We start from the raw sequence: 25103 nt of genomic DNA on the forward strand, positions 1-25103 counted from the left end.
GCCCGCCCGCGCCCTTTCCCGCCTGCCTTCCGGAGGGGCCGCCCCGGCCGATGGTTGCCGGCCCCGATCAGGTTTGCCCTTCGCCCTCCGCGTGAGACGGTTTAAGCACGAGGGAAACCTTCGGACGGGAAGACCTGGGATGATCGAAAGGCGGACCCTGCTGCGCGCGGCCGGCGCGACGGCGATGGCCCCTCTGCTGGCCCGCCCTGCCCTGGCCCAATCGGCCACCGGCCAGGGCGCGGCACTCAAGATCGGCATGATCACCACCCTCTCCGGCCCGGGCGGCTATCTCGGCCAGGACATCCGGGATGCCTTCGCCCTCGCCATGGAGATGGAGGATGGCAGGCTGGGCGGCACGCCGGTGCGGCTGCTGGTGGAGGATGACGCGCTGAAGCCCGGCCAGGGCAAGCAGATCGCCGAGCGCTTCCTGAAGAACGAGAAGATCCGGCTGATGACCGGCGTGGTGTTCTCCAACGTGCTCGGCGCCGTGGCGCCGGACGTGCTGGATTCCGACGGCATCTATGTCAGCCCCAACGCCTCCCCCTCCACCTTCGCCGGGCGGGAGTGCCACCGCAACTTCTGGTCCGTCGCCTGGCAGAATGACAGCCTGCACGAGAGCGCCGGGCAGGCGGCGATGAATCTCGGCTTCAAGCGCATGTTCATCCTCGCCCCCAACTACCAGGCGGGGAAGGACGCCATCACCGGCTTCAAGCGCTTCTACAAGGGGCAGATCGCCGGCGAGGTCTATACCCGCCTCGACCAGACCGACTACGCCGCCGAGATGGCGCAGATCCGCGCCGCGCAGCCGGACGCGGTGTACCAGTTCCACCCCGGCGGCCTCGGCATCGCCTTCCTGAAGCAGTATGTGCAGGCCGGGCTCTCGGCCACCACGCCGATGGTGCTGGCCTCGCCCTCGATGGACAGCACCACCCTCGCCGCGGTGGGCGAGGCGGCGCTCGGCATCAACGTGACGGCGCAGTGGAACAGCGACTTCGACAACCCGGCCAGCCGCCGCTTCGTCGAGGCCTTCACCGCCAAGTACAACCGCACCCCCACCTACTACGCGCAGCAGGGCTACGACACGGCGCTGGCCATCGGCGCCGCGCTGAAGGGCACGGGCGGCAGCGTCGAGGATCTCGCCGCCTTCCGGAAGGCGATGCAGCCGGCGTCCTTCGAGAGCCCGCGCGGCCGCTTCGCTTTCGGCGCCAACCAGCACCCGGTGCAGGACTGGTTCCTGCTGAAGGTGGAGCGCGGCGCCGACGGCAAGCCCGCCCTGGTGACCAAGGGCAAGGTGCTGGAGAACCACACCGACGCCTACGCCGGCCAATGCCGGATGTGATCGGGCCGGATGTGGTCGGCCCGGGCGTCGCCGCAGGCGCGCCCGGGAGCTTGCGGAAATAAAGGAAGGGGGCCCGGGGGGATTCATTCCCCCGGCGCTTTCGGAGTCTGTCTGATGGTCCTGCTGCTGGAGCAGCTTCTGAACGGCCTGCAGCTCGGCGTCATGCTGTTCCTGCTGGCCGCAGGCCTGACGCTGGTGTTCGGCATCATGGGCGTGATCAACCTGGCGCATGGCTCGCTCTACATGGTGGGCGCCTTCGCCGCCGCCTGGGTGGCGGCACAGACCGGCTCGGCGCTGCTGGCGGTGCCGGCGGGCCTCGCGGCCGCCGCGCTGGCGGGCATGGCGGTGGAGCTGCTGGTGCTGCGCCGCCTCTATGCGCGCGACCACCTGGACCAGGTGCTGGCCACCTTCGGGCTGATCCTGTTCTTCAACCAGGGCGCCATCCTGCTGTTCGGCCGGCAGCCGCTCTTCGTGGACATCCCCGAGGGGCTGCGCGGCGCGGTGGAGATCATCCCCGGCGTGCCCTACCCGGCCTACCGGCTGGCCATCCTGGCCGTGGGGCTGCTGGTGGCGGCGGGGCTGTACGGGCTGATCCGGCACACCCGCACCGGCATGCTGGTGCGCGCCGGCGCCACGCACCGGGAGATGGTCCGCGCCCTCGGCGTGGATGTACGGAAGCTCTACACCCTGGTCTTCGGCCTCGGCGCGCTGCTGGCGGGGCTGGCCGGGCTGATGGCGGGGCCGATCTTCTCCGTGCAGGTCGGCATGGGGGAGCAGATCCTGATCATGACCTTCGTCGTCGTCGTCATCGGCGGCATCGGCTCGGTGCGCGGGGCGCTGGCGGGGGCGCTGCTGGTGGGGCTGGTGGACACGCTGCTGCGCGCCTACCTGCCCGCCCTGCTGCGCGGCGCCATGCAGGGCCCGGACGCCGACGCGCTGGCCGCCGGCCTCGCCTCCATGGGGGTCTATCTGCTGATGGCGCTGGTGCTGCTGCTGCGGCCGCGCGGGCTGTTCCCCGCCCATGCGTAGGATGTTCCGCCGCGCCCGCCGCCCCTCCCCCGGCTGGCTGGCGCTGCCGCCACTGCTGGCGCTCGCCATCGCCCTGCCCTGGGCGGCCGAGGCGCTGGGCACGCCGGCCAGTACCGGCCTCGCCACCCGCATGGCCATCTACGCCATCGCCGCCAGCGCGCTGAACCTGGTGCTGGGCTATGGCGGCATGGTCAGCTTCGGCCATGCCGCCTTCTTCGGCCTCGGCGGCTACACGGTGGGCATCCTCTACGCCCACTGGTCCTGGCAGGAGCCGCTCTGGGGCTTCATCCCCGGCACCACCTCGCTGCCGGTCACGCTGCTGGCCGCCATGGCGGTGGGCGGCGCGGGGGCGGCGCTGATCGGCGCGCTCTCGCTGCGTACCCGCGGCGTGCAGTTCATCATGATCACCCTGGCCTTCGCGCAGATGCTGTTCTTCCTGTTCGTCTCGCTGAAGGCCTATGGCGGCGACGACGGGCTGAGCGTGCGCCGCCAGGGCGAGTTCCCGGGGCTCAACCTGCGGGACGCGGCGCAGCTCTACTGGCTCTGCCTCGGCCTGCTGGTGGCCTGGCTGCTGCTGCTGTGGCGCGTCACGCGCTCGCGCTTCGGGCAGGTGCTCTCCGGCGCGCGGCAGAGCGAGCGGCGGCTCCAGGCGCTCGGCATCGCGCCCTATCCCTACAAGCTCGCCGCCTTCATCCTCTCCGGCATGGGCGCGGCGCTGGCGGGCGCGCTGATGGCCAACTACGCGCGCTTCGTCAGCCCCGACATGCTCGCCTGGACCAAGTCCGGCGAGCTGATGATCATGGTCATCCTGGGCGGCGTCGGCACGCTGATGGGGCCGGTGCTGGGCGCCATCGCGCTGGTCGGGCTGGAATACTGGCTGGCCGGCCTCACCGAGCACTGGCAGTTCGTGCTGGGGCCGCTGCTGATCGCGGTGGTGCTGTTCGCGCGCGGCGGGCTGATGGCGCTGCTGCGCCGGCCGGGCGCCCCGGGGCGGGCGCAGGCATGACCGCGCCGCTGCTGCTGGTGGAGGGGCTGCACAAGCGCTTCGGCGGGCTGCGCGCCACCGACGACCTCTCCCTCGCCGTCCGCATGGGCGAGCTGCACGCGCTGATCGGGCCGAACGGCGCCGGCAAGAGCACCGCCATCAGCCAGATCACCGGCGAGATCCGCCCCGATGCCGGGCGCATCCTGTTCGCGGGGCGGGACATCACCCGCCTGCCGCCGGCGCGGCGGGTGCGGCGCGGCCTCTCCCGCACCTTCCAGATCGTGCAGCTGCTCGACGAGGCGACGACGCTGGAGAACGTGGCGCTGGCGGTGCAGGCGCAGCAGGGCCACAGCTTCCGCTTCTGGCGCGACGCGCGGCGGGACGAGCGGCTGCGCCAGCCGGCCCGGCTGCTGCTGCTGCAGGCGGGGGTGGAGCCGGCGCTGTGGGAGCGCCCGGCCGGCGACCTCTCGGCCGGGGCGCGCAAGCAGCTGGAGCTGGCGCTCGCCCTGGCCGCCGCGCCGCGCCTGCTGCTGCTGGACGAGCCGATGGCCGGCCTCGGCCCCAGCGAATCCCGCGCCATGACCGAGACGCTGCGCGGCCTGAAGGGCCGCATGGCGATCCTGCTGGTAGAGCACGACATGGAGGCGGTGTTCGCGCTCGCCGACCGCGTCTCCGTGCTGGTGGACGGGCGCTGCCTCGCCTCCGGCCCGCCGGAGGAGATCCGCGCCGACCCCGCGGTGCGCGCCGCCTACCTCACCGAGGACGAGGAGGGCTGAGGCCGATGCTCGAGATCTCCGGCCTGACCGCCGGCTACGGCCACAGCCAGGTGCTGTTCGGCGTGGACCTCCTGGTGCGGGAGGGCGAGGTGGCGACGCTGCTCGGCCGCAACGGCATGGGCAAGACCACCACGGTGCGCGCCCTGCTCGGGCTGAACCCGCCGCGCGGCGGGCGGGTGGAATTCGGCGGGGAGAGCCTGGCCGGCGCCACGCCGGAGGCGATCGCGCGGCGCGGCATCGGGCTGGTGCCGGAGGGGCGGCAGGTCTTCCCCACCCTCACCGTGCGGGAGAATCTCGTCGCCACCGCCGCCAACCGCCTCGGCCTGCCCGAGCCCTGGGACCTGGCGCGCATCTACGCGCTGTTCCCGCGCCTGGCCGAGCGGGCGGGGCAGTATGCCCGCACCCTCTCGGGCGGCGAGCAGCAGATGCTGGCGATCGGCCGCGCGCTGATGACCAACCCCCGCCTGCTGGTGCTGGACGAGGCCACCGAGGGGCTGGCCCCCGTGATCCGCGCCGAGATCTGGGCCACGCTGGCGGCGCTGAAGGCGCGCGGCCTGTCCATCCTGGTGATCGACAAGAATCTCGGCGCCCTCTCGCGACTGGCGGACCGGCACCACGTGCTGGAGAAGGGCCGCACCGTCTGGACCGGCGACGGCGCCGCGCTGGCGCGGGAGGCGGCGCGGGTGCGCGGGTGGATCGGGCTGTAGGCAGGGGACGTTCCTGCAAGGGCTGCGCGGCCTCAGAGCCGCGCGCCGCGCGCGGCCCAAGCCGCCATTTCGCCATCGGCGATCGTCAGCGACACCCGCCAGCGATCCGCGCGGCGGAGGATGTAGACATGCTCCCACTCGGCGATCAGCGCGTCGCCCTCGCCCAGCATGCGGTAGGCCATGCGCGCCTCCGCGACGCCGGGGAACAGCTCGGCGGAGGCCAGCAGCCGCCCCACGGGCCGCACCACGCCCTGCTGGCGGTAGAACGCCATCAGCCTGACGCAGTGGTCGCGGAAGGCCGGCCGCTCCATGGCGAAGTTCCCGCCCGGCGCCGGGAACAGCCCCACCGGGTCCCACAATGCGCTCAGGGCATCGGCATCGCCGCGGGCGAAGGCATCGAGGTAGCCGGCGAAGAAGGCCCCGATCTCGTCCTGAATGGTCATTCTGACACTGCCCTGTGGCTGGAAATTCAGCGTGGCTGGAATTCGGTGTGGCCCGCCTTCGGCCGGCTCAGGCCCTGGTGGGCTGCACGGGGCAATGTTCCGCCTGCAGCAGCTGCGTCCTGACGATGTCGTTGAAAGTCATGGCCGGGTTTGCCTCGGCCAGCATGCCGATCTTCATCCAGAACTCGGCCTGCGCGTTGATCGACCGGCACATGACCGTGCTGGCGCGGCGGGCCTGCTCATGGAGCCGGTCATCAATCTTGACGAGTCCCATCGGTCATCCAGCCTGTGCGAAGCTCATGGTCCGTATATGAATCATATACCCGCTGGTCAATGCACGCCGGCTTCTCGGAGGGCTGGCCTGTTGATCAGGCCCTGCCGTCCAGAACGGCACGCCAGAACGACACGAAGACGAAGGAAGATGCCCCGGTGACCGACACCTATCGCGGCATGGGCCGCGCCGCCCTGGACCGCGAATACAACGCCCGCGCCACCGTGCCGGACATCATGCCGATCCTGGCCGAGTACCGCGCCCGCACCGAGGCGGCGAAGGCCGCGCTGCCGGGGGCGCGCATCGGCCTGCCCTACGGCCCCACGGAGCCCGAGCGGCTGGACATCTACCCCGCCGCCACCCCCGGCCCGGCGCCGGTCTTCGTCTTCATCCATGGCGGCTACTGGCGGCTGCTGGACGCCGCCGATTCCGGCTTCATGGCGCCCTACCTCACCGCCGCCGGGGCCTGCGTGGTGGCGGTGAACTACGCCCTCGCCCCCGCCGCGACGCTCGACGAGATCGTGCGGCAATGCCGCGCGGCGCTGGCCTGGCTGCACGGCAACATCGGCCGCTTCGGCGGCGACCCGGCGCGAATCCACGTCGCCGGCAGCTCGGCCGGCGGGCACCTCGCGGCCATGCTGGCGGCGGGGGGCGACTGGCCGTCGCGCCTCGGCCTGCCGCCGCGCCCGGTGGCCGGCGCCACCCTGCTCTCCGGCCTCTACGAGCTGGAGCCGCTCCGCCTCTGCCACGTGAACGAGTGGATGCGGCTGGACGAGGCCGCCGCCGCGCGCAACTCGCCGGCCCTGCTGCCGCCTCCCGCGCCGGGCACGCCGCTGGTCTTCTCCGTGGCCGAGACGGAGACCGGGGAGTTCAAGGCGCAGACCCGGGCGCAGGCCGAATACTGCGCCGAGGCGGGCTGCGCCGTGACGCTCGTGCCGGCGCCGGCCGGCTCCAACCATTTCGACATCGTCTTCCAGCTCTGCGCCGACACGCCACTCGCGCGGGCGGTGCTCAGGGCCATGGGCCTTCGGTGAGATTCTTCTTTTTCTGAAGAAAAAGAAGCAAAAAGACTTTTCGAGTCTGGCGGCGCGTCGGTGGCTGGCGCACCGCCAAACCGACAAAAGTTTTTTGGTTCTTTTTTCCAAAAAAGAACCCTTCGTCTTCACCCCGCGATGGGCGGCACATCCCGCGTCATGTCGGCCAGCACCTCGGCCACGTGGCGCACCTGCACCGGGCTGCCCTGGCGGTGCAGGCGGCCGGCCATGTTCAGCAGGCAGCCCATGTCGCCGGCCAGCAGCGTGTCCGCGCCCGTCGCCTCGATGTCCTTCACCTTGTCGGACACCATGCGGGTGGAGATGTCGGGGTACTTCACGCAGAAGGTGCCGCCGAAGCCGCAGCACAGCTCGGGCTCGGCCAGTTCCTTCACCGTCAGCCCCTCGACCCCCGCCAGCAGGCGGCGCGGCTGTGCCTTCACCCCCAGCTCGCGCAGGCCGGAGCAGGCATCGTGGTAGGCGGCCACCCCCGCATGGCGGGCGGCGACGCGCTCCAGGCCGCGCACATCCACCAGGAAGGAGACCAGCTCATGCGTCTTCGCCGCCAGCGCCTCGGCGCGGGCGCGATAGTGCGGGTCGTTGTCGAACAGGCCGGGATAGTGCTTGGCGATCATGCCGGCGCAGGAGCCGGAGGGGGCGACGACGAAGTCGTAGGGCAGGAAGGCGTCGATGACGGGCCGGGCCAGGTCGCGCGCCGTGGCGCGGTCGCCGCTGTTGTAGGCGGGCTGGCCGCAGCAGGTCTGCAAGGCGGGCACCTCCACCTGGCAGCCGGCCTGCTCCAGCAGGCGGATGGCGGCGAAGCCGACGGAGGGCCGGTAGAGATCGACCAGGCAGGTGACGAACAGGGCGACGCGCGGCTTCGGCTCGGACATGGGCGGGGACGATAGCCGCGGCGGGGGCGGATGCAAGCGCCCGGCGCGCTCAGGGCGCGGCGGGCTCCAGCACGTAGAGCGTGGCCGTCTCCTTCATCCGCCCGGCGGCCTCGGCCGCCTCCTCGCCCCAGCCCCAGAACAGATCGGCCCGCGCCGGGCCCTTGATGGCGCCGCCGGTGTCCTGCGCCAGCACCAGCCGGCGGATCGGCGCGCCTGTCAGCGGGTGCTTCGCCACGATCCAGACGGGGCTGCCGAGCGGGATCTCGCCACGGTCCACGGCGATCGAGCGCAGTGGCGTCAGCGGCACGCCGAGCGAGCCGGAAGGCCCCTGCTCGGGCCGCGCGCTGGCCTCGCGGAAGAAGACGTAGGAGGGGTTCTCCGCCATCAGGGCGCGGGCGCGCTCCGGCCCGGCCGCCTCCAGCCAGGCGAGGATGCTCTGCATCGACACCTGCTCGCGCGGGATCTCGCCGCGCTCGGCCAGCAGCCGGCCGATCGGCACATAGGCGCGGCCGTTCTGCGCGGCATAGCCCATGCGGCGGACGGAGCCGTCCGGCAGCACCATGCGGCCGGAGCCCTGGATCTGCAGGAAGAATTTCTCCGCCGCGTCGTCCACCCAGAGCAGGACCGGCGCCTCCACCGCGCCGGCCTCGATGGCGGCGCGGTCCGGGTAGGGCACCAGACGCCCCGCCTCCACCCGCCCCGCCGTGCGGCGGCCGCGCAGGTCGGGCGCGAAGCGGCCGAGATCCACCTCCACCAAGTCGGACGGGCGGCCGTGCAGGGGGATGGTGTAGGGGCCGCCGCGGCTGGCGGCACCGCGCAGCTCCGGCTCGTAATAGCCGGTCATCAGCCCCTCGCCGGCGGCGCGCAGGGTGAAGCGGCGCTCGAAGAAGGCGCGGGCGGCGGCGTTGTCGCCGCGCGGCAGGGCCGCGGCCTCGGCGCAGAGCGCTTCCGGCAGGGCGGGCGGGCGGCAGCCGGCGATGAAGGCGGGGATGGCCTCGGCCAGACTGTCCTCGCCCCAGCCCGGCAGCTCCGCCACATGGCGGGGCGGCACGGCGCAGGCGGCCAGAAGGCAGAGCAGGGCGAAGGCGGCGATGCGGCCGGGGCGGAGGCCCCGGCCGGCCGGCGGGCGTGCCACGCGGCTCAGGCGGCGTGGGTGCCGACCAGCTTCCAGGTCGGGTCGGCGCTGCTCAGGTCGCGCTGGAAGGTCCAGATGTCGGTCAGCTCGGTCACCGCCTCGGCGCCCGAGACGATGTCGCCATTCGGGCCGGTGGTGACGTTCACCTGGTCCGAGATGATGCGCACGGTGATGTCGGCCACGCTGCCGCGCAGGTCGGCGCCCTCGATGGCCATGTCGTGCACGGCGCGGATCTCGGTGCGCTGCCGCTCGCCCGCCGTCTCGCGCGTCACCAGCGCCTGCTCGAAGCCGGCATAGGTGTCGGCGGAGAGCAGGTTGCGCAGCGTCTCGCGGTCGCCCTTGGCGAAGGCGGCGACGATCATGCGGAAGGCGCCCTCCGCCCCGGCCAGGAAGGCGGCCGGGTCGAAGCCGGCATCGGCCTGCCGGATGCGCTGCAGCGCCTGCCCGACGGGCGAGCGCGCATCCGGGATCGCCAGGCGCGGCGCGCCGGCCACCGGCGGCGGCGGCATCTGCGGCGCGTCCGATTCTGCCGGGCCGGGCATGCCCTGGCCGGGGACGGGACGCTCCTGCGGCGGCCGCTCGAAGCCTTGCCGGCGGCCCAGGACGCTGCGCAGCCGCAGCACCAGGAAGGCCGCCACCATGGCGAACAGGATCAGATCGACCGGAAATCCGCCGGACATTGCATTCTCCTCATGTGCATCACTTAGGGGTCATGCGGCGCCACCGCAACGGCCCCCGCCTGCCCAACCCGCCCGGCGCACGTCATAAAGCCGACATCTTGCCGCCCCACCCGCCTGCCGTTACTGCCAGCCCGTCCCCTCCGGAGTTCCGCGATGATCCTGCTGCGTCACGGCCAGAGCGAGTTCAACCTGCATTTCAGCGCGACCCGCCGCGATCCGGGCATCAAGGACCCGAAGCTGACCATCCTCGGCCGCCACCAGGCCGAGCAGGCGGCCGAGGCCCTGGCGGGTGAGGATATCCGCCGCATCATTGCCAGCCCCTACACCCGGGCGCTGGAGACGGCGGCGCCGCTGGCCCGCCGCCTCGGCCTGCCGGTGCTGGTGCACCCGCTGGTGCGCGAGCGCTATGCCTTCACCTGCGACATCGGCTCCCCCTGCGCCGCCCTGGCGATGCAGTGGCCGGAACTGGACTTCTCCCACATCGACGAGGTGTGGTGGCCCGCCACCGAGGAACCCGCCAGGCAGGTGGAGGACCGCGCCCGCCTGTTCCGCGCCGAGATGGGCGCGCTGGCGGACTGGGCGCACACCCTCGTCGTCAGCCATTGGGGGTTCATCATGTCGATGACCGGTGAATCGGTGGCGAACGGCCAGTGGCTGCGCTGCGACCCCACCGCGCCCGCCCCCGCCACCATCAGCTGGCGGCACGGCTGAAGCCGGAGGCCGCCCAGGGCGCGTGCCCGAAGCCGCCACGCCTGAAGCCCCCGGGCCTGAAGCCCGCTCGTGCCTGAACCCCGTGCCTCCTGAACTCCGTGCCTGAAGCCCCCGGGCCTGAAGCGCTGTGACAGAGCGGGCGGGGCGTGCTACCCCGCGCCGCGAGTCCGGCGGCGCCGGCCCGGCCCAGCGCCGCACCCCGCCCGCCGCACCCGAACGAACACCGACCCTCCGGCAACCGCATCAGGGGCCCGCATGTCCGACACCCAGCTTCCGCCCGACAACACCACCGCCCCGAACGGCGCCGTGCCGCCGGGCCCGCTGCTGCTGAACCTGCAGTACACCAAGGACCTCTCCTTCGAGGTGCCGGGCGCGCCGGAGATCTTCGCGACGCTGCGCGAGCAGCCGCGCATCGACCTGGCGCTGGACGTGCAGGCCCGCCCGCTCCAGCAGGGCGGCAACGTCTATGAGGTGGAGCTGCAGATCCGCGCCGACGCCCAGGCGCCGGCTCCGAACGGCACCACCCAGCCCGCCTTCATCGCCGAGCTGTCCTATTGCGGCATCTTCACGCTGAACGTGGAGCCCAACCTGGTCGAGCCGCTGCTGCTGGTCGAGTGCCCGCGCCTGCTCTTCCCCTTCGCCCGCAACATCCTGGCCGACGTGACGCGCGATGGCGGCTTCCCGCCCGTGATGCTCTCGCCGATCGACTTCGTGGCGCTGTGGCAGTCCCGCCGCGGCCAGGGCGATGCCCAGTTCCAGGGCGGCGCCCCGGTGCCGCCGCTGGCCAGCGCCTGACGCGCCGGCGCGGGGCCGCGTGGCCCCGCGCAGCCAGCCGGGGCCGCGCGCCCCGGCCATCCCGCCCTTCCCCGCAACGCCGGCCGCACCGGCCGCCCCGCCCAGGCCCGCCCGGATGCTGCGCAATATCCTCACCATCGGCGGCTGGACCTTCGCCAGCCGAATCCTGGGCTTCGCCCGCGACATGCTGATCGCCGCGACCCTCGGCGCCGGGCCGATGGCCGATGCCTTCTTCATCGCGCTGCGCCTGCCCAACCTGTTCCGCCGCCTGTTCGGCGAGGGCGCCTTCAACGCCGCCTTCGTGCCCGCCTTCACCGGCACCCTCACGCTGGAGGGGCCGAAGCGCGCGCGCGAGCTGGCCGCCCGCATGTCCACGCTGATGACGCTGTGGCTGTCGCTGCTGGTGGGCCTCGGCATGCTGTTCATGCCGCAGGTGATGCGGCTGCTCACCCCCGGCCTGGTGGACGACCCCTCGCGCTTCGGGCTGGTGGTGGAGCTGTCGCGCATCACCTTCCCCTATCTCGTCTTCATCTGCCTCACCGCCCTGGTCTCGGGCGTGCTGAACGCGGTGGACAAGTTCGCCCTCGCAGCCGGCGCGCCGCTGCTGTTCAACCTCTTCGCCATCGGCGCGCTGTTCGCCCTCACCCCCTTCGTGGCCAGCCCGGCGCACGCGCTGGCCTGGGGCGTCACCGTCTCCGGCGTGGCGCAGCTCATCCTGGTGGTGGTGGCCTGCCACAAGGTGGGAATGGGCTTCCCCATCCTCTCCTTCCCGCGCCTGACGGCGGAGACGCGCGCCGTGCTGAAGCGGATGGTGCCCGGCGTGCTGGGCGCCAGCGTCACCCAGCTTTCGCTCGCCATCGACATCTTCATCGCCTCGCTGCTGCCGGTCGGCGCCATCAGCTTCCTCACCTATGCGGACCGCGTGGCGCAGCTGCCGCTCGGCGTGGTGGGGGCGGCGGTGGGCACGGCGCTGCTGCCGGTGCTCTCGCGCCAGCTGCGCGGCGGCAAGCCGCTCTCGGCGCACCGCAGCATGAACCGGGCGGTGGAGCTGTCCCTGGCGCTGACCCTGCCCGCCGCCGCCGGCCTGATCGCGCTGGCCGAGCCGATCGTGCGCGTGCTGTTCCAGCGCGGCGCGCTGGGGGCGGAGGAGGCGGTGCTGGTGGGCGAGGCGCTGCGCGCCTACGCGCTCGGCCTGCCCGCCTTCGTGCTGATCAAGGCCTTCGCCCCCGGCTTCTTCGCCCGCGGCGACACCGCCACCCCGGTCAAGATCGGCATCGCCGTGGTGGCGGTGAACCTCAGCCTGTCGCTGACCCTGACGCAGTTCTTCGGCCATGTCGGCATCGCGCTCGCCACCTCGCTGGCGGCCTGGGTGAATGCCGGGCTGCTGTCCGGCATCCTGGCGCGGCGTGGCCATTTCGTCGCCGACCGCCGGCTGCGCCGCAACCTCTGGCGCCTGCTGCTGGCGGCGGCGCTGATGGCGGCGGTGGTGGGCGGGCTGATGCTGGCCACCTTCCCGCCGCCCGGCACCGGCACCGGGCCGGTGAGGCTGGCCATCCTCGCCGCCCTGGTGGCGGTGGGGGCGGGGGTCTATTTCGGCGCCACCCAGGCGCTGGGCGCGCTCCAGCTGCGCGAGGTGCTGCGGCGCGGCCGCAAGGCCTGAGCGTGGCCCGGGGCGCGGCGCGGGGAGAATTCATCCGGCCCCCGTCTTCCCGCCCCGGCCGATCGCGCTATCTTGGCAGGCATGACCCAGACCACGGATTTCGGCTTCCGCGAAGTGCCCAGGGACGCCAAGGCGTCGATGGTGCGGGAGGTGTTCGACAGCGTCGCGCCCAAATACGACGTGATGAACGACCTGATGTCGCTCGGCCTGCACCGGGCCTGGAAGCAGATCTTCGTGGCCGCCATCGCCGCCGGCCCGCGCGAGACGCTGCTCGATCTCGCCGCCGGCACGGGCGATGTGGCGTTCCTGGCCAAGAAGCGCGGCGCCGGCCGGGTCATCCTGTCCGACATCAACGCCGCCATGCTGAATGTCGGCCAGAACCGCGCCCTGCAGAAGGGGCTGGCGGAGGGGCTGACCTATGTCTGCTCCGACGCCGAGCGCATTCCGCTGCCGGATGCCAGCGTCGAGAAGGTCTCCATGGCCTTCGGCCTGCGCAACTGCACCGACAAGGACGCGGTGCTGCGCGAGGCGTACCGCGTGCTGCGCGTCGGCGGGCGGATGCATGTGCTGGAATTCTCCCGGCTCGAGATCGACGCGCTGCGGCCGCTCTATGATGCCTGGTCGTTCAAGGCGCTGCCGGCCATCGGCGGCCGCATCGCCCAGGATTCGGAGAGCTACCAGTACCTCGCCGAGAGCATCCGCATGTTCCCCGACCAGCCGACGCTGGCAGGCATGATGGAGCGCGCCGGCTTCGAGCGGGTGAAGTGGCAGAACTTCTCGGGCGGCATCGTCGCCATCCACACCGGCTGGAAGCTGTAGGCGCCTCATGCCGGCGGGGAAGCATGTGCTGCTCGTCGTCTCGGGCAGCGTCTCCGCCTACAAGGCGCTGGAGCTGACGCGGCTGCTGCGCAAGGCCGGCGCCCGCGTCACGCCCGTGCTGACGGCGGGTGGCGCCCGCTTCGTCACGCCGCACGCGCTGCAGGCCATCGCCGGGGAGCCGGTGCACCAGGACCTCTGGTCGCTCCAGGGGGAGGCGGATGTCGGCCATATCCGCCTGGCGCGGATGCCGGACATGGTGGCCGTGGTGCCCGCCTCGGCCGACCTGCTGGCGAAGATGGCGCATGGCCTGGCCGACGACCTCGCCACCACCGTGCTGCTGGCGACGGAGCAGCCGGTCCTGGTGGCGCCGGCGATGAACTGGGCGATGTGGGGCCATGCCGCGACGCGGGCCAACATGGCGCTGCTGCAAACGCGCGGCGTGCGGGTGGTGGGGCCGGGCACCGGCGCCATGGCCGAGGCCGAAAGCGGGCCGGGCCGCCTGGCCGAGCCGGCCGAGATCTTCCAGGCCATCGCCGCGCTGCTGGCGCCGCCCGCAGCCGAGCCGCAAATACCACAGGCGGCGGGGCCGCTCGCCGGCCGGCATGTGCTGGTCACCAGCGGCCCGACGCACGAGCCGATCGACCCGGTGCGCTACATCGCCAACCGCAGCAGCGGCCGCCAGGGCCACGCCATCGCCGCCGCGCTGGCGGCGCTGGGGGCGCGCGTCACCCTCGTCTCCGGCCCGGTGGCGCTGCCGGACCCGGCGGGGGTCTCGGTGGTGCATGTGGAGAGCGCGCGCGAGATGCTGGCCGCCTGCGAGGCCGCCCTCCCCGCCGACGCCGCCATCTGCGCCGCCGCCGTGGCCGACTGGCGCAGCGCCGGGGAGGCCACCCAGAAGCTGAAGAAGGTGCCGGGCGCGCCGCCGCCGCCGCTGGCGCTGGCGCTGAACCCGGACATCCTGGCCACGCTCGCCGCCCATGCGCGGCGCCCTGGCCTGGTGGTGGGCTTCGCCGCCGAGACGGAGAACGTGGTGCCCAACGCCATCGCCAAGCGCCGGCGCAAGGGCTGCGACTGGATCGTGGCCAACGATGTCTCGGGCGACGTGATGGGCGGCACCGAGAACACCGTGCATCTGGTGACCGAGGCCGGGGTCGAGGACTGGCCGCGCCTGCCCAAGGCCGAGGTGGCGGCACGCCTCGCCGCGCGCGTCGCCACACAGCTTGCCGAACCGGAGACCCGCCCCGCATGAGCACCGCCACCATCGCCGTCCGCCGCCTGCCCCATGCCGAGGGGCTACCGCTGCCGGCCTACGCCACGGCGGGCGCGGCGGGCTTCGACCTGCTGGCCGCCGTGGACGCGCCGCTGACCCTCGCCCCCGGCGCCCGCGCCCTGGTGCCCACCGGGCTGGTGATGGCGCTGCCCGAGGGGCACGAGCTGCAGATTCGCCCGCGCTCCGGCCTGGCGCTGAAGCACGGCATCGTGCTGCCCAACAGCCCTGGCACCATCGACGAGGACTACCGGGGCGAATTGCAGGTCATCGTGATGAACGCGGGCACGGAGCCGTTCACGGTGGAGCGCGGCATGCGCATCGCCCAGGGCGTGCTGGCGCCCGTCACCCGTGCCGCCTGGGCCGAGGTGGCGGCGCTGCCGGAGACGGCGCGCGGCGGCGGCGGCTTCGGCAGCACCGGCCACTAGCCACCACGCCGGCAGGCGGGCAGGCACGGGATTCACGGGAAGGGAGCCGCGGGCTCCCTTTTCCACATCCGCCCTCCACTCCTTATCGGCGACTCCCCGGGGCCGGTTTCCCGGTGCCGGCGACGCACGCCAGCAATCGAACATAGAAAAAACGAAACGGTTGCGAGCCCAACAGAACAAATTTTCGAAATAATAGTTTCCCGCATATCAACAACGGTATCAATAACAGGATCGTTATAAGCATTCATTGCCCGGCAGGTCCTGTCTTGATTGACGCGAATCTCCGGAAGGCAGCTAAATCCCCTTGCCAGTTCAATCCAACGGGGAAGCAGCAGATGGCAGCGCCAGCCAACAACGATATTATCAACGCCATTGCCATCAACCCGGGTGCCAACCTGGTCGGCACAACCGTCGAGGCCTCGGCGCAGGAAGGCGAATCCAACTATTTCGGCGGCACCAGCAGCGTCTGGTACAGCTTCACCCCGGCCGAGAACGGCGCAGTCGCCTTCAGCTTCGGCCCCGGATCGGCCGCCGAGAGCCTCATCATCTGGTCCGCGCCCGCGGGCACGGCGCCTTCCATCGCCAGCCTCGGCGGCGTGACGAACAATGGCGGCAGCGCCTCCTCCGTGCAGTTCTTCGCCCGGGCCGACCAGACCTACTACCTGCAGGTGGGCAGCATCCCGGGCACCGAGGGCGAGTTCACCCTCGCCTCCGTGCCGCCCGACCCGGCGATCGACGTCACCCCGCCGGACGCGCCGGTGATCGGCGCCATCACCGACCTTCAAAACAATCCGGTCGCCGACACCGTCACCGTCGACACGCTGGTCTTCACCGGCACGGCCGAGCCCGGCGCCACGGTGACGCTGCGGCAGAATTTCGGCGGGCAGGACACGAATGCCGGCACGGAGGTCGCTGCGAATGACGGCACCTGGCGGATCGAGGTTCCCGGCCTGGTCGCCGGCGACTACCTGTTCGGCGCCGTGGCGGCGGATGCGGCGGGCAACGCCTCGCTGACCGCCTCGCAGATCTTCGACTTCACCGTCACCCCGACCGATCAGACCGACACCACCCCGCCGGATGCGCCCGTCATCGTCGCCATCGCCAACAGCGAAGGCGCCGTCGCGGACGGTGTCTCCGCCCTGCCCGTGCTGACGCTCTCCGGCACCGCCGAGGCGAACAGCACCATCACCGTGTTCAACGGCAACGAGACGGTGGGCACGCCGGTCACCGCCGACGCCGAGGGCAACTGGACCTTCACCACCCCCTCCCTGCCCGAAGCCAGCTACAGCTTCACCGCCACCGCCACCGACGCGGCCGGCAACATCTCCACCACCAGCCCGACCCCGGCGGTGGTCGAGATCGACCTGCCCGCCGGCGGCACCCTGGAGGCTCCGGCGGCCCTGGCGCTGGACCCGGGCAGCGACAGCGGCACCGTCGGCAACGGCATGACCACCGACGCGACGCCGACCATCACCGGCACCGCCGCCGACGGGCTGACCGTCACCCTCTACAATGGCGAGACCGTTCTGGGCTCGGCCGTGGCCGAGGGCGGCACCTGGACGATCACGCCCGAGCAGGCGCTGGCCGCCGGCACCTACCAGCTCACCGCCATCGCCAGCGATGCGGAGGGCAACGCCTCCGACCTGTCCGACCCGCTGGCGCTGACCATCAATGCCTTCCGTGACCCCGCGGGCTTCCCGTCCAGCGCCCCGGCCTTCGACGCCCAGTACTACCTGGCGATGAATCCGGACGTGGCCGCGGCCGGCGCCGACCCGCTGGCCCACTACATGGAGTTCGGCTGGCACGAGGGGCGCGACCCGAACGCCCTGTTCGACGTCGCCTACTACCTGAACCAGAACCAGGACGTCGCCGCGGCGGGGATCGACCCGCTGGCCCACTACACGGAGTTCGGCTGGCGCGAGGGGCGCGAGCCCAGCTACGCCTTCAGCGGCGACCTCTACCTGCAGAACAACACCGACGTGGCCGAGGCCGGCCTCAACCCGCTGGTGCACTACCTCTACTTCGGCATGGCCGAGGAGCGGGCCGCCTTCCAGTCCACCCCGGAGGTGACCGGCCCGCAGAACCCGCTGGTCGACGCCCAGTTCTACTTCGAGAACAACCCCGACGTCGCCGCCTCGGGCATCGACCCGTCGCGCCACTTCGCCGAGTTCGGCTGGGAGGAAGGCCGCGACCCGAACGCCTTCTTCGACGTGGACTACTACCTCGCCACCTACAGCGACGTGGCCGAGGCTGGCCTCGACCCGCTCCAGCACTACCTGGAGTTCGGCGCGCGGGAGCAGCGCGACCCGAGCGCGGCCTTCTCGACCAGCGGCTACCTGGCCGCGAACGACGACGTGGCAGCCGACGGGATCAACCCGCTGCAGCACTACCTGCAGTTCGGCATCGCCGAGGGCCGCCTGCCCGTGCCCGTGACGGTGCTCGAGCCGGTGCCCGACCTGGTGTGAGGAAAGCCCGGCCCGGCGGCCACCGCCGGGCCGGATGCCAAGGCCGGCCCGGGCGGGCCGGAGCCCATTGCGCCGGCCCGCCCGCCCCGCCCATATGGGGCGCATGGATCTCGACTTCTCCGATTCCGAGCTGCACCGCTACTCGCGCCACATCCTGCTGCAGGAAGTGGGCGCGGTGGGGCAGGCGCGGCTGCGCGCCGCGCGGGTGCTGGTGGTGGGCGCGGGCGGCCTCGGCTCGCCGCTGGCGCTCTACCTGGCGGCGGCCGGCATCGGCACGATCGGCCTGGTCGACGACGACCGGCTGGAGCTGTCCAACCTGCAGCGGCAGGTGGCGCACGACACGCCGCGCATCGGCCGCAACAAGGCCGAGAGCGCGGCCGAGACGATCCGCCGCCTGAACCCCGGGGTGGCGGTAGAGGTGCACGCGCTGCGGCTGGACGCCGAATCGGCGCGGGCGCTGATCCCGCGCTACGACATCGTCTGCGACGGCACCGACAATTTCGCCACGCGCTTCCTGCTGGGCGATGCCTGCCACCTGCTGGGCCGCACCCTGGTCTCGGCCGCGGTGCTGCGCTTCGAGGGGCAGCTCACCGTCTACAAGTCGCATCTCGGCGGCGAGCATCCCTGCCAGCGCTGCCTGCACCCGGAGCCGCCGCCGCCCGGGCTGGTGCCCAGCTGCTCGGAGGCGGGCGTGCTCGGCGCCGTCACCGGGGTGATGGGCACGCTGCAATCGACCGAGGTGCTGAAGGAGATCCTCGGCATCGGCGAGGGGCTGGCCGGCCGCCTGCTGCTGTGGGACGCGCTGGACATGCGCTTCCGCACCGTGCGGCTGCGGCGGGACCCGGCCTGCCCGCTCTGCGGCCCGGCGCCGGCCATCCGCGACCTCTCCTGCCACGCCGCCGCCCCGGCGCCCGTCTGCGCGCCCGTCTGCGCGGGCGCCAGCGCGCCCGCCAGCGCCGCCAGCGGCGCATGAGCCTGCCGCTCGGCATCCTGCTCCGCTCCGGCGGGCACGAGGCGGCGCATTATGCGCTGGTGCTGGCCACCGGCCCCGCCGCCATCGGCCGGCCGGCCGTGCTGTTCGCCACCAATGGCGGCTGCCACCTGCTGCGCCGCGATACGCCCCTGCCGCACGACCCGCGCGCGGCGCGGCTGGCCGGGCGCGGCGCGGCCGGCGTCGCGGCGCTGCTGGCGCCCGCAGCGGAGCTGGGGGTGCGGCGCATCGCCTGCGAGGCCGGGCTGCGCGCCGAGGGGCTGGACGCCACAGCCCTGGCCGAGGGGGTGGAGGTGGCGGGGGTCGTGACCTTCCTGGCGGCGGTCGGCCAGGGGCAGATGCTGGCGCTGTGAGGGCTGGAAAGAATGCTGCGATGCAGGGCGGGGGCCATGGCCAGCAGGGCATAGCCGAGGACCATGCCGGAGAGCGCCAGGCGGTGCGCGCGGCCGGTGCCGAGATGGCCGACGAGACGGCCGGTCAGCCCGCCGGCCAGCCCGCCGAGGCCGAGCACCATCCAGGCGGCCGCGATCCGCGCCTCGGCGAAGCCGGCCTCGCCGCGCAGCATGTCGGCGCCGAAGGTCCAGACCACGGTGCTCGACGCGCCCATGAGGAAGGCGGCCGCGCAGAGGGGGGCGAGGCCCGGCCGCGCCAGCCCGCCCGCCGGCCCGCCGGCGGAGGAGCCATCGCGCCCGGGCGGCACCGCGAACCACAACCAGGCCGTGACGCCGGCGCCGGCCAGGGCGAACAGCGCGTAGAGCTCGCGCCAGGCCGCCGCGAAGGCCAGGGCCGCGGCGCCGGGGAGCATGATGCCGGCCGCGGTGCCGGCGTTGATCGTCCCGTTCGCCGACGGGCGCGCGGGCGCCGCGAAGCGGCGCGCGACGGCCGAGGCCAGGGGCGGCGAGGTGAGGCCCGTGCTGAGCCCGGCGAGCGCCAGGGCGGCGCCCAGCACCGGCACGGAAGGCGCCAGCGCGACGAGGCCGAGCCCGGCCGTCGCGGTCAGGCCGGCGAGCACCGCCACGCCCCGCTCGCCGAGCCGGTCTCCGCCGAGCGCCGCGAGCAGGACGCCGGCGCAATAGGCCGCGAAGGCGCCGCCGCCGATCCACCCCGCCGCCACCGTGCCGAGGGAGAGCGCCTCGCGAAGCTGCGGCAGCAGCAGGCCATAGGCGAAGCGGCCCAGCCCGTAGGTCAGGGCGGTGAGCGCGAAGCCCGCGGCGACGAGGTTGCCGTCCCGCGCGGCGGGCCTCATGCGGCGGCGCCCCGCGCGGCGCCGAGCAGCGCGGCGGCGGCCGCCTTCGCCGCCTCCACCACCTCGGGCTCGGCGACGCTCGCCGCCGCCGTCGCGCCCTCGAACAGCAGCCAGATCTGGGTCGCGAGCCGCGCATCCTCCCGCCCGAGGGCGGCCGCGACGCGGGTGGCGACCAGGGCGCGGAACTCCTGCTTCTGGCGGCGGACGAGGGCCACGATCTCGTCGCTGGCCCCGGCATACTCGGCGCGGGCGCGCAGCAGCATGCAGCCGCGCGCGCCATGCTCGCCGAGCCAGCGGCGGAGCGTGTCGAACAGCACCGCCACCGGCTCCGCCCCCGATCCCTCCCCGGCTCCCTCTCCGGCTCCCTCAGGAGCCGCCGCCTCCAGCGCCTCGGCGAAGCGGCGGTGCCTCTCCTCCAGCACGGCGAGGACCAGCCCCTCCTTGGAGCCGAAATGCTTGTAGAGCGTGCGGGTCGAGGTGCCGGAGGGCGCCAGCACCCGGTCCACGCCCAGGCCCCGGAAGCCATCCGCCTCGAAGGCGGCGACGGCGGCCGCGATGATGTCCATCCGCTTATCCATGGCCGGAATGTAAAGCGGTCGTTTTACAGCGCAAGGCGGTCGCGCAGACAATCGGGTTTATAGGAATACTTGCCTACAGCTCCAACCCCGCGCTAGACTCCCGGCCATGCGCCCCCCGCCCCGCCCTTCCCGCCCCGGCCCTTCCCCCGCCTTCACCGGCATCAGCGATTCGGAGTGGCTGGCGCTGCTGCCCTTCCTCCTGCACCGCTCCCCCCAGGGCCGCCCGCTGAAGGAATTGCGGACCCGGATGGAGGGCATCTTCCACATCGCCGCCAGCCACGCCCCCTGGCGGGACCTGCCGGCCGAGTACGGCAAGGCGGAGACCGTGGCGCGCTATTTCCGGCGGCTGACCCATGCCGGGCTGTGGCAGCGGCTGCTGGAGGCGCTGGCCGAGGCCGGCCCCCGCCATCCGCTGCAGGGGCTGCGCGCCGTCATCGCCCGCGCCTGCCGCCGGGCGCTGCGCATCGCGGGGCCGCCGCTGATGCTGCTGGCGCGCAGGCTGGAGATCCGCCAGGCCCTGCCCGGCCCGCCCTGGCTGCTGCCGGACCCGGATTTGTCCGAAACCTGCAACCGCGCCTTCCTGCACCTGGCGCGCCCCGGCGCCCCGCCCGGCCTGCTGGAGAACGCCCTGCCCAGCCTGCGGCAACTGGCGAAAAACGCCGCCGGGCGGCGCCGCATTCCGCGCAGCGTGCGGCTGGGCTGGGGCTGATGGAACATCCTCTGGACAAGCGCCGCGCGGGTGACGACAAGGCCCCCATGTCCAGCCCCGCCCCCAGCCCTGCCGGCCGCCCCGCCCCCGAACTGCTGGCCCCCGAGCGTGCCCGGCAGCTCGCCGCCGAATTCGGCCTGAAGCCCGAGGAGCACGAGCGCGCGCTCGCCATCCTCGGCCGCCAGCCCTCCCTCACCGAGCTCGGCATCTTCTCGGTGATGTGGTCCGAGCACTGCTCCTACAAGTCCAGCCGCGTCTGGCTGCGGCAGCTGCCCACCAAGGCCCCCTGGGTGATCCACGGGCCGGGCGAGAATGCCGGCGTCATCGACATCGGCGAGGGGCTGGCCGCCATCTTCAAGATGGAGAGCCACAACCACCCGAGCTTCATCGAGCCCTACCAGGGCGCGGCCACGGGTGTCGGCGGCATCCTGCGCGATGTCTTCACCATGGGCGCGCGGCCCATCGCCAACCTCAACGCGCTGCGCTTCGGCGACCCGTCGCTGCCCAAGACGCGGCAGGTGCTGGATGGCGTGGTGCGCGGCATCGGCGGCTACGGCAATTGCGTGGGCGTGCCCACCGTGGGCGGCGAGGTGAACTTCCACCCCGCCTACAACGGCAACCCGCTGGTCAACGCCATGACGGTCGGCATCGCGCCGCGCGACCGCATCTTCCTCAGCGCCGCCGCCGGCATCGGCAACCCGGTGGTCTATGTCGGCTCCAAGACGGGGCGCGACGGCATCCACGGCGCCACCATGTCCTCCGCCGAGTTCAGCGCCGACAGCGAGGAGAAGCGCCCCACCGTCCAGGTCGGCGACCCCTATGCGGAGAAGCTGCTGATCGAGGCCTGCATGGAGCTGATGGCGACCGACGTCATCGTCGCCATCCAGGACATGGGGGCGGCCGGCCTCACCTCCTCCTCCGTCGAGATGGCGGGCAAGGGCGGCGTCGGCATCGAGCTGGTGCTGGACGACGTCCCCCAGCGCGAGACGGGCATGAGCGCCTACGAGATGATGCTCTCCGAGAGCCAGGAGCGCATGCTCATGGTGCTCAAGCCCGGCCAGGAGCACGTGGCCGAGGCGATCTTCCGCAAGTGGGAGCTGGATTTCGCCGTCATCGGCCACCTGACCGACACGGGCCGCATCGTCATCCGCCACAAGGGCGCGCTGGAGGCGGACATCCCGCTGGCGCCGCTGGAGAGCGAGGCGCCGCTCTACCACCGCCCCACCGCCGAGACGCCGAAGCAGCCGGTGCTGGACGCCGCCAGCGTGGCGGACCCGGCGGGCATCGCCCCCGCGCTCCTCACCCTGATCGGCTCGCCCGACCTCTGCTCGCGCCGCTGGATCTGGGACCAGTATGACAGCACGGTGGGCGGCCAGACGGTGAAGCGCCCCGGCGCGGCGGATGCCGCCATCGTCCGGCTGGAGGACAGCGCCCGGGCTCTCGCCATGACCACCGACTGCACCCCCCGCTACTGCGCCGCCGACCCCGAGGAGGGCGGCCGCCAGGCGGTGGCCGAAGCGTGGCGCAACATCACCGCCACCGGCGCCCTGCCGCTCGCCATCACCGACAACATGAACTTCGGCAACCCCGAGAAGCCGGAGATCATGGGCCAGTTCGCCGCCGCCGTGCGCGGCATGGCCTCGGCCTGCACCGCGCTCGACTTCCCCGTCGTCTCCGGCAACGTCTCGCTCTACAACGAGACGGAGGGCCGCGGCATCCTGCCCACCCCCGCCATCGGCGCGGTGGGCGTGATCGAGGATGCGGCCAAGGCCGTGGGCTACGCGCTGAAGCCTGGCCAGGAGATCGTGCTGGTGGGCGAGACGAAGGGCTGGCTCGGCCAGTCCCTCTGGCTGCGCGAGATCGCGGGCCGCGAGGAGGGCGCGCCGCCGCCGGTGGACCTCGCCGCCGAGCGCCGCCATGGCGATTTCGTCCGCGCGCAGATCCTCGCCGGCACCGTGGCCGGCTGCCACGACCTGGCCGATGGCGGGCTGCTGGTGGCGCTGGCCGAGATGGCGATGGAAGGCGGGACCGGCGCCACGCTGGAGCCGGCGCCCGGGGAAACGCTGACGGGGGGCATCCCTCCGCACGCCTTCTGGTATGGCGAGGACCAGGGCCGCTACCTGCTGGCCACCACCGACGCGGCGGCGCTGCTGGCGGCCGCGCAGGCCGCCGGCGTGCCGGCCCGCCGCATCGGCCGCGCCGGGGGTGGGGACTTGGTTGTGCCGGGCGCCGACGCCATATCGGTGGCGCGCCTGCGGGAGGCGCATGAGCGCTTCCTGCCCGGCCTGATGGCCCGCTAACCTTGCCTCGTTAACCTTGCAGTGCCCCGCAACGAAGGAGACCCCGCATGGCGATGCCGGCAGCCGAGATTGAAGCCCTGATCAAGGCGGCCCTGCCGGACGCGCAGGTGACGATCGAGGACCTCGCGGGGGATGGCGACCACTACGCCGCCACCGTGGTGTCCGAGGCGTTCCGCGGCCGTTCCCGCGTGCAGCAGCACCAGCTCGTCTACGCGGCGCTCCAGGGCCGCATGGGCGGGGCGCTGCACGCCCTCGCCCTGCAGACCTCCGCCCCGCAAGCGGCCTCCTGAGGAATTTCCCGATGAGCAACCCGACCTTCGACCGCATCCAGTCCGAGATCACCGAGAACCCGGTGGTGCTCTACATGAAGGGCACGCCGGTCTTCCCGCAATGCGGCTTCAGCGCCCGCGTGGTGCAGATCCTCTCCCACGTCGGCGTGCCCTTCAAGGGCGTGAACGTGCTGGAGGATGCCGAGATCCGCGAGGGCATCAAGGCCTTCACCAACTGGCCGACCATTCCGCAGCTCTACGTGAAGGGCGAGTTCGTCGGCGGCTGCGACATCATCATGGAGATGTTCCAGAACGGCGAGCTGACCGCGCTGCTCGACGAGAAGGGCATCCCGCACCAGGCCGCGGCCTGAGCGGTGCGCCCGGGCCCCGCACGGCCCTGGGCTGGAACGCCGGCGCCCGCCCCGGATGACGGGGCGGGCGTTTTCATGTCCGGAACGCGCCTTCACAGCCGGCCAACCGGCCGCCACCTCTGGCGTTGCCCAGAGCGGGGGAGGCGCCTCCCCCCGGCACACCGCACCGGAAGGCCCGCATGACCCGCGACGACACCCGCACCCTGCTGAACCTGGTGCTGCCCATCCTGCAGCCGCTGGCCGGCGCCATGGCGCCGGTCTTCGGCATCGGCCACACCATGGCCGAGATGTCGGCCCGCAGCCAGACGCCGGTGGTGCCGGCGGGCTATGCCTTCTCCATCTGGGGGGTGATCTTCGCCCTCGGCATCGCCTGGGGCATCTGGCAGCTCCTCCCCTCCGGCGGGCGGGACAGCCTGGCGGCGCGCCGGCTGGGCTGGCCGCTGGCCGCCGCCTTCGCCTGCTCGAACCTCTGGATGGTGGTGGCGGCGCTGACCGAGAATGGCTGGCACCTCGTGCTGATCATCCTGCTGATGCTGGCCGCCAGCCTCACCGCCTTCTTCATCAACCGCCGCCTGCCGGCCCATGCGGGCGGCCCGGCCTGGCCGGAGCGCTGGATCATCCGCCCGCTGGTGGGGCTGATGGCCGGCTGGGTCTCCGTGGCCAGCTTCGCCAACATCGCGGGGGCGGCGCGGATCAGCGGCGCCATCCAGCCGGACGGCGCGGGCGAGACCCTGGCGGCGGTGCTGATCCTGCTCGCCGCGGGGGGGCTGGTGCTGGGGGTGCTGTGGGCGGCGCAGGGCTCGCCCTGGTACGCGGCGGCGGTGGCCTGGGCGCTGGTGGGCATCCTCTACGCCAACACGGTGGAGCGGGAGTTCGACGCGGCCGTCGCGGCCGTCTCGTTGGGGCTGCTGGCGGTGGTGCTGGCGATGGCCTGGCAGCGGGCGCGCTTCGCCCGCACCGGCCCCCAGCCGGCCCCATGATGCGCCTGGGGCGCGCCTCCAGGATGAAGGCGCGCCCCGGGATCGTGGGCCTGGCCGCCTCAGCCGAGGCGCGGGCCGGTGCCGAAGCCGCCCTGGGCCGAGGCGCTGTTGCCCACGGGGCCGGGGACACGGCCGGTGGCGTTGTGCCGCTCGGTGGTGCTCACCGAGGCCACCAGCGGGCTGCCGCTGGGCGAGGCGCTCTGGCCCACATTGGCCGGCAGGCCG

The 25103-nt window shown here is 73.0% G+C and carries 26 protein-coding genes; 19 read left to right on the top strand and 7 right to left on the bottom strand.

Annotated features, from left to right (window positions below):
- Nucleotides 1-139: 139 nt before the first annotated feature.
- From ACFOY6_RS12555 to ACFOY6_RS12575, 5 genes are all read left to right on the top strand, one after another.
- Nucleotides 140-1339 carry an ABC transporter substrate-binding protein gene (locus tag ACFOY6_RS12555; protein ID WP_109515916.1) on the top strand — a complete coding sequence of 400 codons (1200 nt, stop codon included), beginning with the start codon at nt 140-142 and terminating at the stop codon, nt 1337-1339.
- A gap of 114 nt (nt 1340-1453) precedes the next feature.
- Nucleotides 1454-2368, top strand: a complete 915-nt coding sequence (locus ACFOY6_RS12560) for a branched-chain amino acid ABC transporter permease (RefSeq protein WP_109515915.1) — start codon at nt 1454-1456, stop codon at nt 2366-2368.
- Nucleotides 2361-3374 carry a branched-chain amino acid ABC transporter permease gene (locus ACFOY6_RS12565; protein ID WP_379651018.1) on the top strand — a complete coding sequence of 338 codons (1014 nt, stop codon included), beginning with the start codon at nt 2361-2363 and terminating at the stop codon, nt 3372-3374. The genes ACFOY6_RS12560 and ACFOY6_RS12565 overlap by 8 nt, the downstream gene beginning before the upstream one ends.
- A complete protein-coding gene (locus ACFOY6_RS12570; protein ID WP_379651019.1) occupies nt 3371-4129 on the top strand; it encodes an ABC transporter ATP-binding protein in 759 nt (252 codons plus the stop codon). Before ACFOY6_RS12565 ends, ACFOY6_RS12570 begins: the two co-directional genes overlap by 4 nt.
- Nucleotides 4130-4134: 5 nt before the next feature.
- Nucleotides 4135-4836: an ABC transporter ATP-binding protein gene (locus tag ACFOY6_RS12575; RefSeq protein ID WP_109515912.1), complete on the top strand. Its 702-nt coding sequence runs from the start codon at nt 4135-4137 to the stop codon at nt 4834-4836.
- Between the two features lie 32 nt (nt 4837-4868).
- Here ACFOY6_RS12575 and ACFOY6_RS12580 read toward each other — a convergent pair whose 3' ends face one another.
- Nucleotides 4869-5279 (bottom strand): nuclear transport factor 2-like protein, encoded by a 411-nt coding sequence (locus ACFOY6_RS12580; RefSeq protein WP_379631595.1) that lies wholly within the window; start codon nt 5277-5279, stop codon nt 4869-4871.
- A gap of 67 nt (nt 5280-5346) precedes the next feature.
- On the bottom strand, nt 5347-5553 hold the full coding sequence (locus ACFOY6_RS12585) for a ParD-like family protein (protein ID WP_109515910.1): 207 nt from the start codon (nt 5551-5553) through the stop codon (nt 5347-5349).
- Between the two features lie 155 nt (nt 5554-5708).
- On the opposite strand from ACFOY6_RS12585, the gene ACFOY6_RS12590 reads away from it, so the two are divergent.
- Nucleotides 5709-6584: an alpha/beta hydrolase gene (locus tag ACFOY6_RS12590; protein ID WP_379651021.1), complete on the top strand. Its 876-nt coding sequence runs from the start codon at nt 5709-5711 to the stop codon at nt 6582-6584.
- Nucleotides 6585-6712: 128 nt separating this feature from the next.
- Here the strand turns inward: ACFOY6_RS12590 and ACFOY6_RS12595 are convergent, their stop codons facing one another.
- Genes ACFOY6_RS12595 through ACFOY6_RS12605 form a run of 3 tightly spaced genes read right to left on the bottom strand, consistent with a single transcriptional unit; the run spans nt 6713 to nt 9289 of the window.
- Nucleotides 6713-7474: a (Fe-S)-binding protein gene (locus tag ACFOY6_RS12595; protein WP_109515909.1), complete on the bottom strand. Its 762-nt coding sequence runs from the start codon at nt 7472-7474 to the stop codon at nt 6713-6715.
- Between the two features lie 49 nt (nt 7475-7523).
- Nucleotides 7524-8609, bottom strand: coding sequence for a murein transglycosylase A (mltA, locus tag ACFOY6_RS12600; protein WP_379651023.1), 1086 nt, complete (start codon nt 8607-8609; stop codon nt 7524-7526).
- Between the two features lie 5 nt (nt 8610-8614).
- Nucleotides 8615-9289 carry a Tim44/TimA family putative adaptor protein gene (locus ACFOY6_RS12605; RefSeq protein WP_379651025.1) on the bottom strand — a complete coding sequence of 225 codons (675 nt, stop codon included), beginning with the start codon at nt 9287-9289 and terminating at the stop codon, nt 8615-8617.
- Between the two features lie 153 nt (nt 9290-9442).
- On the opposite strand from ACFOY6_RS12605, the gene ACFOY6_RS12610 reads away from it, so the two are divergent.
- The 8 genes from ACFOY6_RS12610 to ACFOY6_RS12645 all read left to right on the top strand — a co-directional run bounded on the left by ACFOY6_RS12610 (nt 9443) and on the right by ACFOY6_RS12645 (nt 18407).
- Nucleotides 9443-10000, top strand: coding sequence for a histidine phosphatase family protein (locus ACFOY6_RS12610; protein WP_109515906.1), 558 nt, complete (start codon nt 9443-9445; stop codon nt 9998-10000).
- Nucleotides 10001-10255: 255 nt separating this feature from the next.
- Nucleotides 10256-10795 (top strand): protein-export chaperone SecB, encoded by a 540-nt coding sequence (gene secB, locus ACFOY6_RS12615; protein WP_379631603.1) that lies wholly within the window; start codon nt 10256-10258, stop codon nt 10793-10795.
- Between the two features lie 115 nt (nt 10796-10910).
- On the top strand, nt 10911-12455 hold the full coding sequence (murJ, locus tag ACFOY6_RS12620) for a murein biosynthesis integral membrane protein MurJ (protein ID WP_379631605.1): 1545 nt from the start codon (nt 10911-10913) through the stop codon (nt 12453-12455).
- 81 nt (nt 12456-12536) lie between these two features.
- A complete protein-coding gene (locus ACFOY6_RS12625; protein WP_379631607.1) occupies nt 12537-13274 on the top strand; it encodes a class I SAM-dependent methyltransferase in 738 nt (245 codons plus the stop codon).
- A 7-nt stretch (nt 13275-13281) separates the two neighbouring features.
- Complete coding sequence (coaBC, locus tag ACFOY6_RS12630; protein WP_379651028.1) at nt 13282-14523, top strand: bifunctional phosphopantothenoylcysteine decarboxylase/phosphopantothenate--cysteine ligase CoaBC; 1242 nt, start codon at nt 13282-13284, stop codon at nt 14521-14523.
- Complete coding sequence (gene dut / locus ACFOY6_RS12635) at nt 14520-14969, top strand: dUTP diphosphatase (protein ID WP_109515901.1); 450 nt, start codon at nt 14520-14522, stop codon at nt 14967-14969. Before coaBC ends, dut begins: the two co-directional genes overlap by 4 nt.
- Nucleotides 14970-15304: 335 nt before the next feature.
- Nucleotides 15305-17434 carry an Ig-like domain-containing protein gene (locus ACFOY6_RS12640; RefSeq protein ID WP_379651030.1) on the top strand — a complete coding sequence of 710 codons (2130 nt, stop codon included), beginning with the start codon at nt 15305-15307 and terminating at the stop codon, nt 17432-17434.
- Between the two features lie 94 nt (nt 17435-17528).
- Entirely contained in the window at nt 17529-18407 is an 879-nt protein-coding gene (locus ACFOY6_RS12645; protein WP_379651038.1) for a HesA/MoeB/ThiF family protein, read from the top strand.
- 49 nt (nt 18408-18456) lie between these two features.
- On the opposite strand, the gene ACFOY6_RS12650 is transcribed toward ACFOY6_RS12645, so the two are convergent.
- Together ACFOY6_RS12650 and ACFOY6_RS12655 are read right to left on the bottom strand one after the other, a co-directional pair.
- Nucleotides 18457-19671 (bottom strand): MFS transporter, encoded by a 1215-nt coding sequence (locus ACFOY6_RS12650; protein ID WP_379651032.1) that lies wholly within the window; start codon nt 19669-19671, stop codon nt 18457-18459.
- Complete coding sequence (locus ACFOY6_RS12655) at nt 19668-20237, bottom strand: TetR/AcrR family transcriptional regulator (protein WP_379631179.1); 570 nt, start codon at nt 20235-20237, stop codon at nt 19668-19670. The genes ACFOY6_RS12650 and ACFOY6_RS12655 overlap by 4 nt, the downstream gene beginning before the upstream one ends.
- A gap of 118 nt (nt 20238-20355) precedes the next feature.
- On the opposite strand from ACFOY6_RS12655, the gene ACFOY6_RS12660 reads away from it, so the two are divergent.
- The 5 genes from ACFOY6_RS12660 to ACFOY6_RS12680 all read left to right on the top strand — a co-directional run bounded on the left by ACFOY6_RS12660 (nt 20356) and on the right by ACFOY6_RS12680 (nt 24878).
- Nucleotides 20356-20958: a transposase gene (locus ACFOY6_RS12660; RefSeq protein WP_379651034.1), complete on the top strand. Its 603-nt coding sequence runs from the start codon at nt 20356-20358 to the stop codon at nt 20956-20958.
- Nucleotides 20958-23258, top strand: coding sequence for a phosphoribosylformylglycinamidine synthase subunit PurL (gene purL, locus ACFOY6_RS12665; protein ID WP_379651036.1), 2301 nt, complete (start codon nt 20958-20960; stop codon nt 23256-23258). Before ACFOY6_RS12660 ends, purL begins: the two co-directional genes overlap by 1 nt.
- Before the next feature lie 47 nt (nt 23259-23305).
- Nucleotides 23306-23548 carry a BolA family protein gene (locus ACFOY6_RS12670; protein ID WP_109519042.1) on the top strand — a complete coding sequence of 81 codons (243 nt, stop codon included), beginning with the start codon at nt 23306-23308 and terminating at the stop codon, nt 23546-23548.
- Nucleotides 23549-23559: 11 nt separating this feature from the next.
- The gene (gene grxD, locus ACFOY6_RS12675; RefSeq protein ID WP_109519043.1) at nt 23560-23898 is read left to right on the top strand and encodes a Grx4 family monothiol glutaredoxin; all 339 of its coding nucleotides are present in this window, start codon (nt 23560-23562) and stop codon (nt 23896-23898) included.
- Nucleotides 23899-24077: 179 nt separating this feature from the next.
- The gene (locus tag ACFOY6_RS12680) at nt 24078-24878 is read left to right on the top strand and encodes a hypothetical protein (protein WP_109519044.1); all 801 of its coding nucleotides are present in this window, start codon (nt 24078-24080) and stop codon (nt 24876-24878) included.
- Nucleotides 24879-25103 lie beyond the last annotated feature (225 nt).

This window comes from Teichococcus aestuarii (genome assembly GCF_042651065.1).
GTDB lineage: Bacteria > Pseudomonadota > Alphaproteobacteria > Acetobacterales > Acetobacteraceae > Pseudoroseomonas > Pseudoroseomonas aestuarii.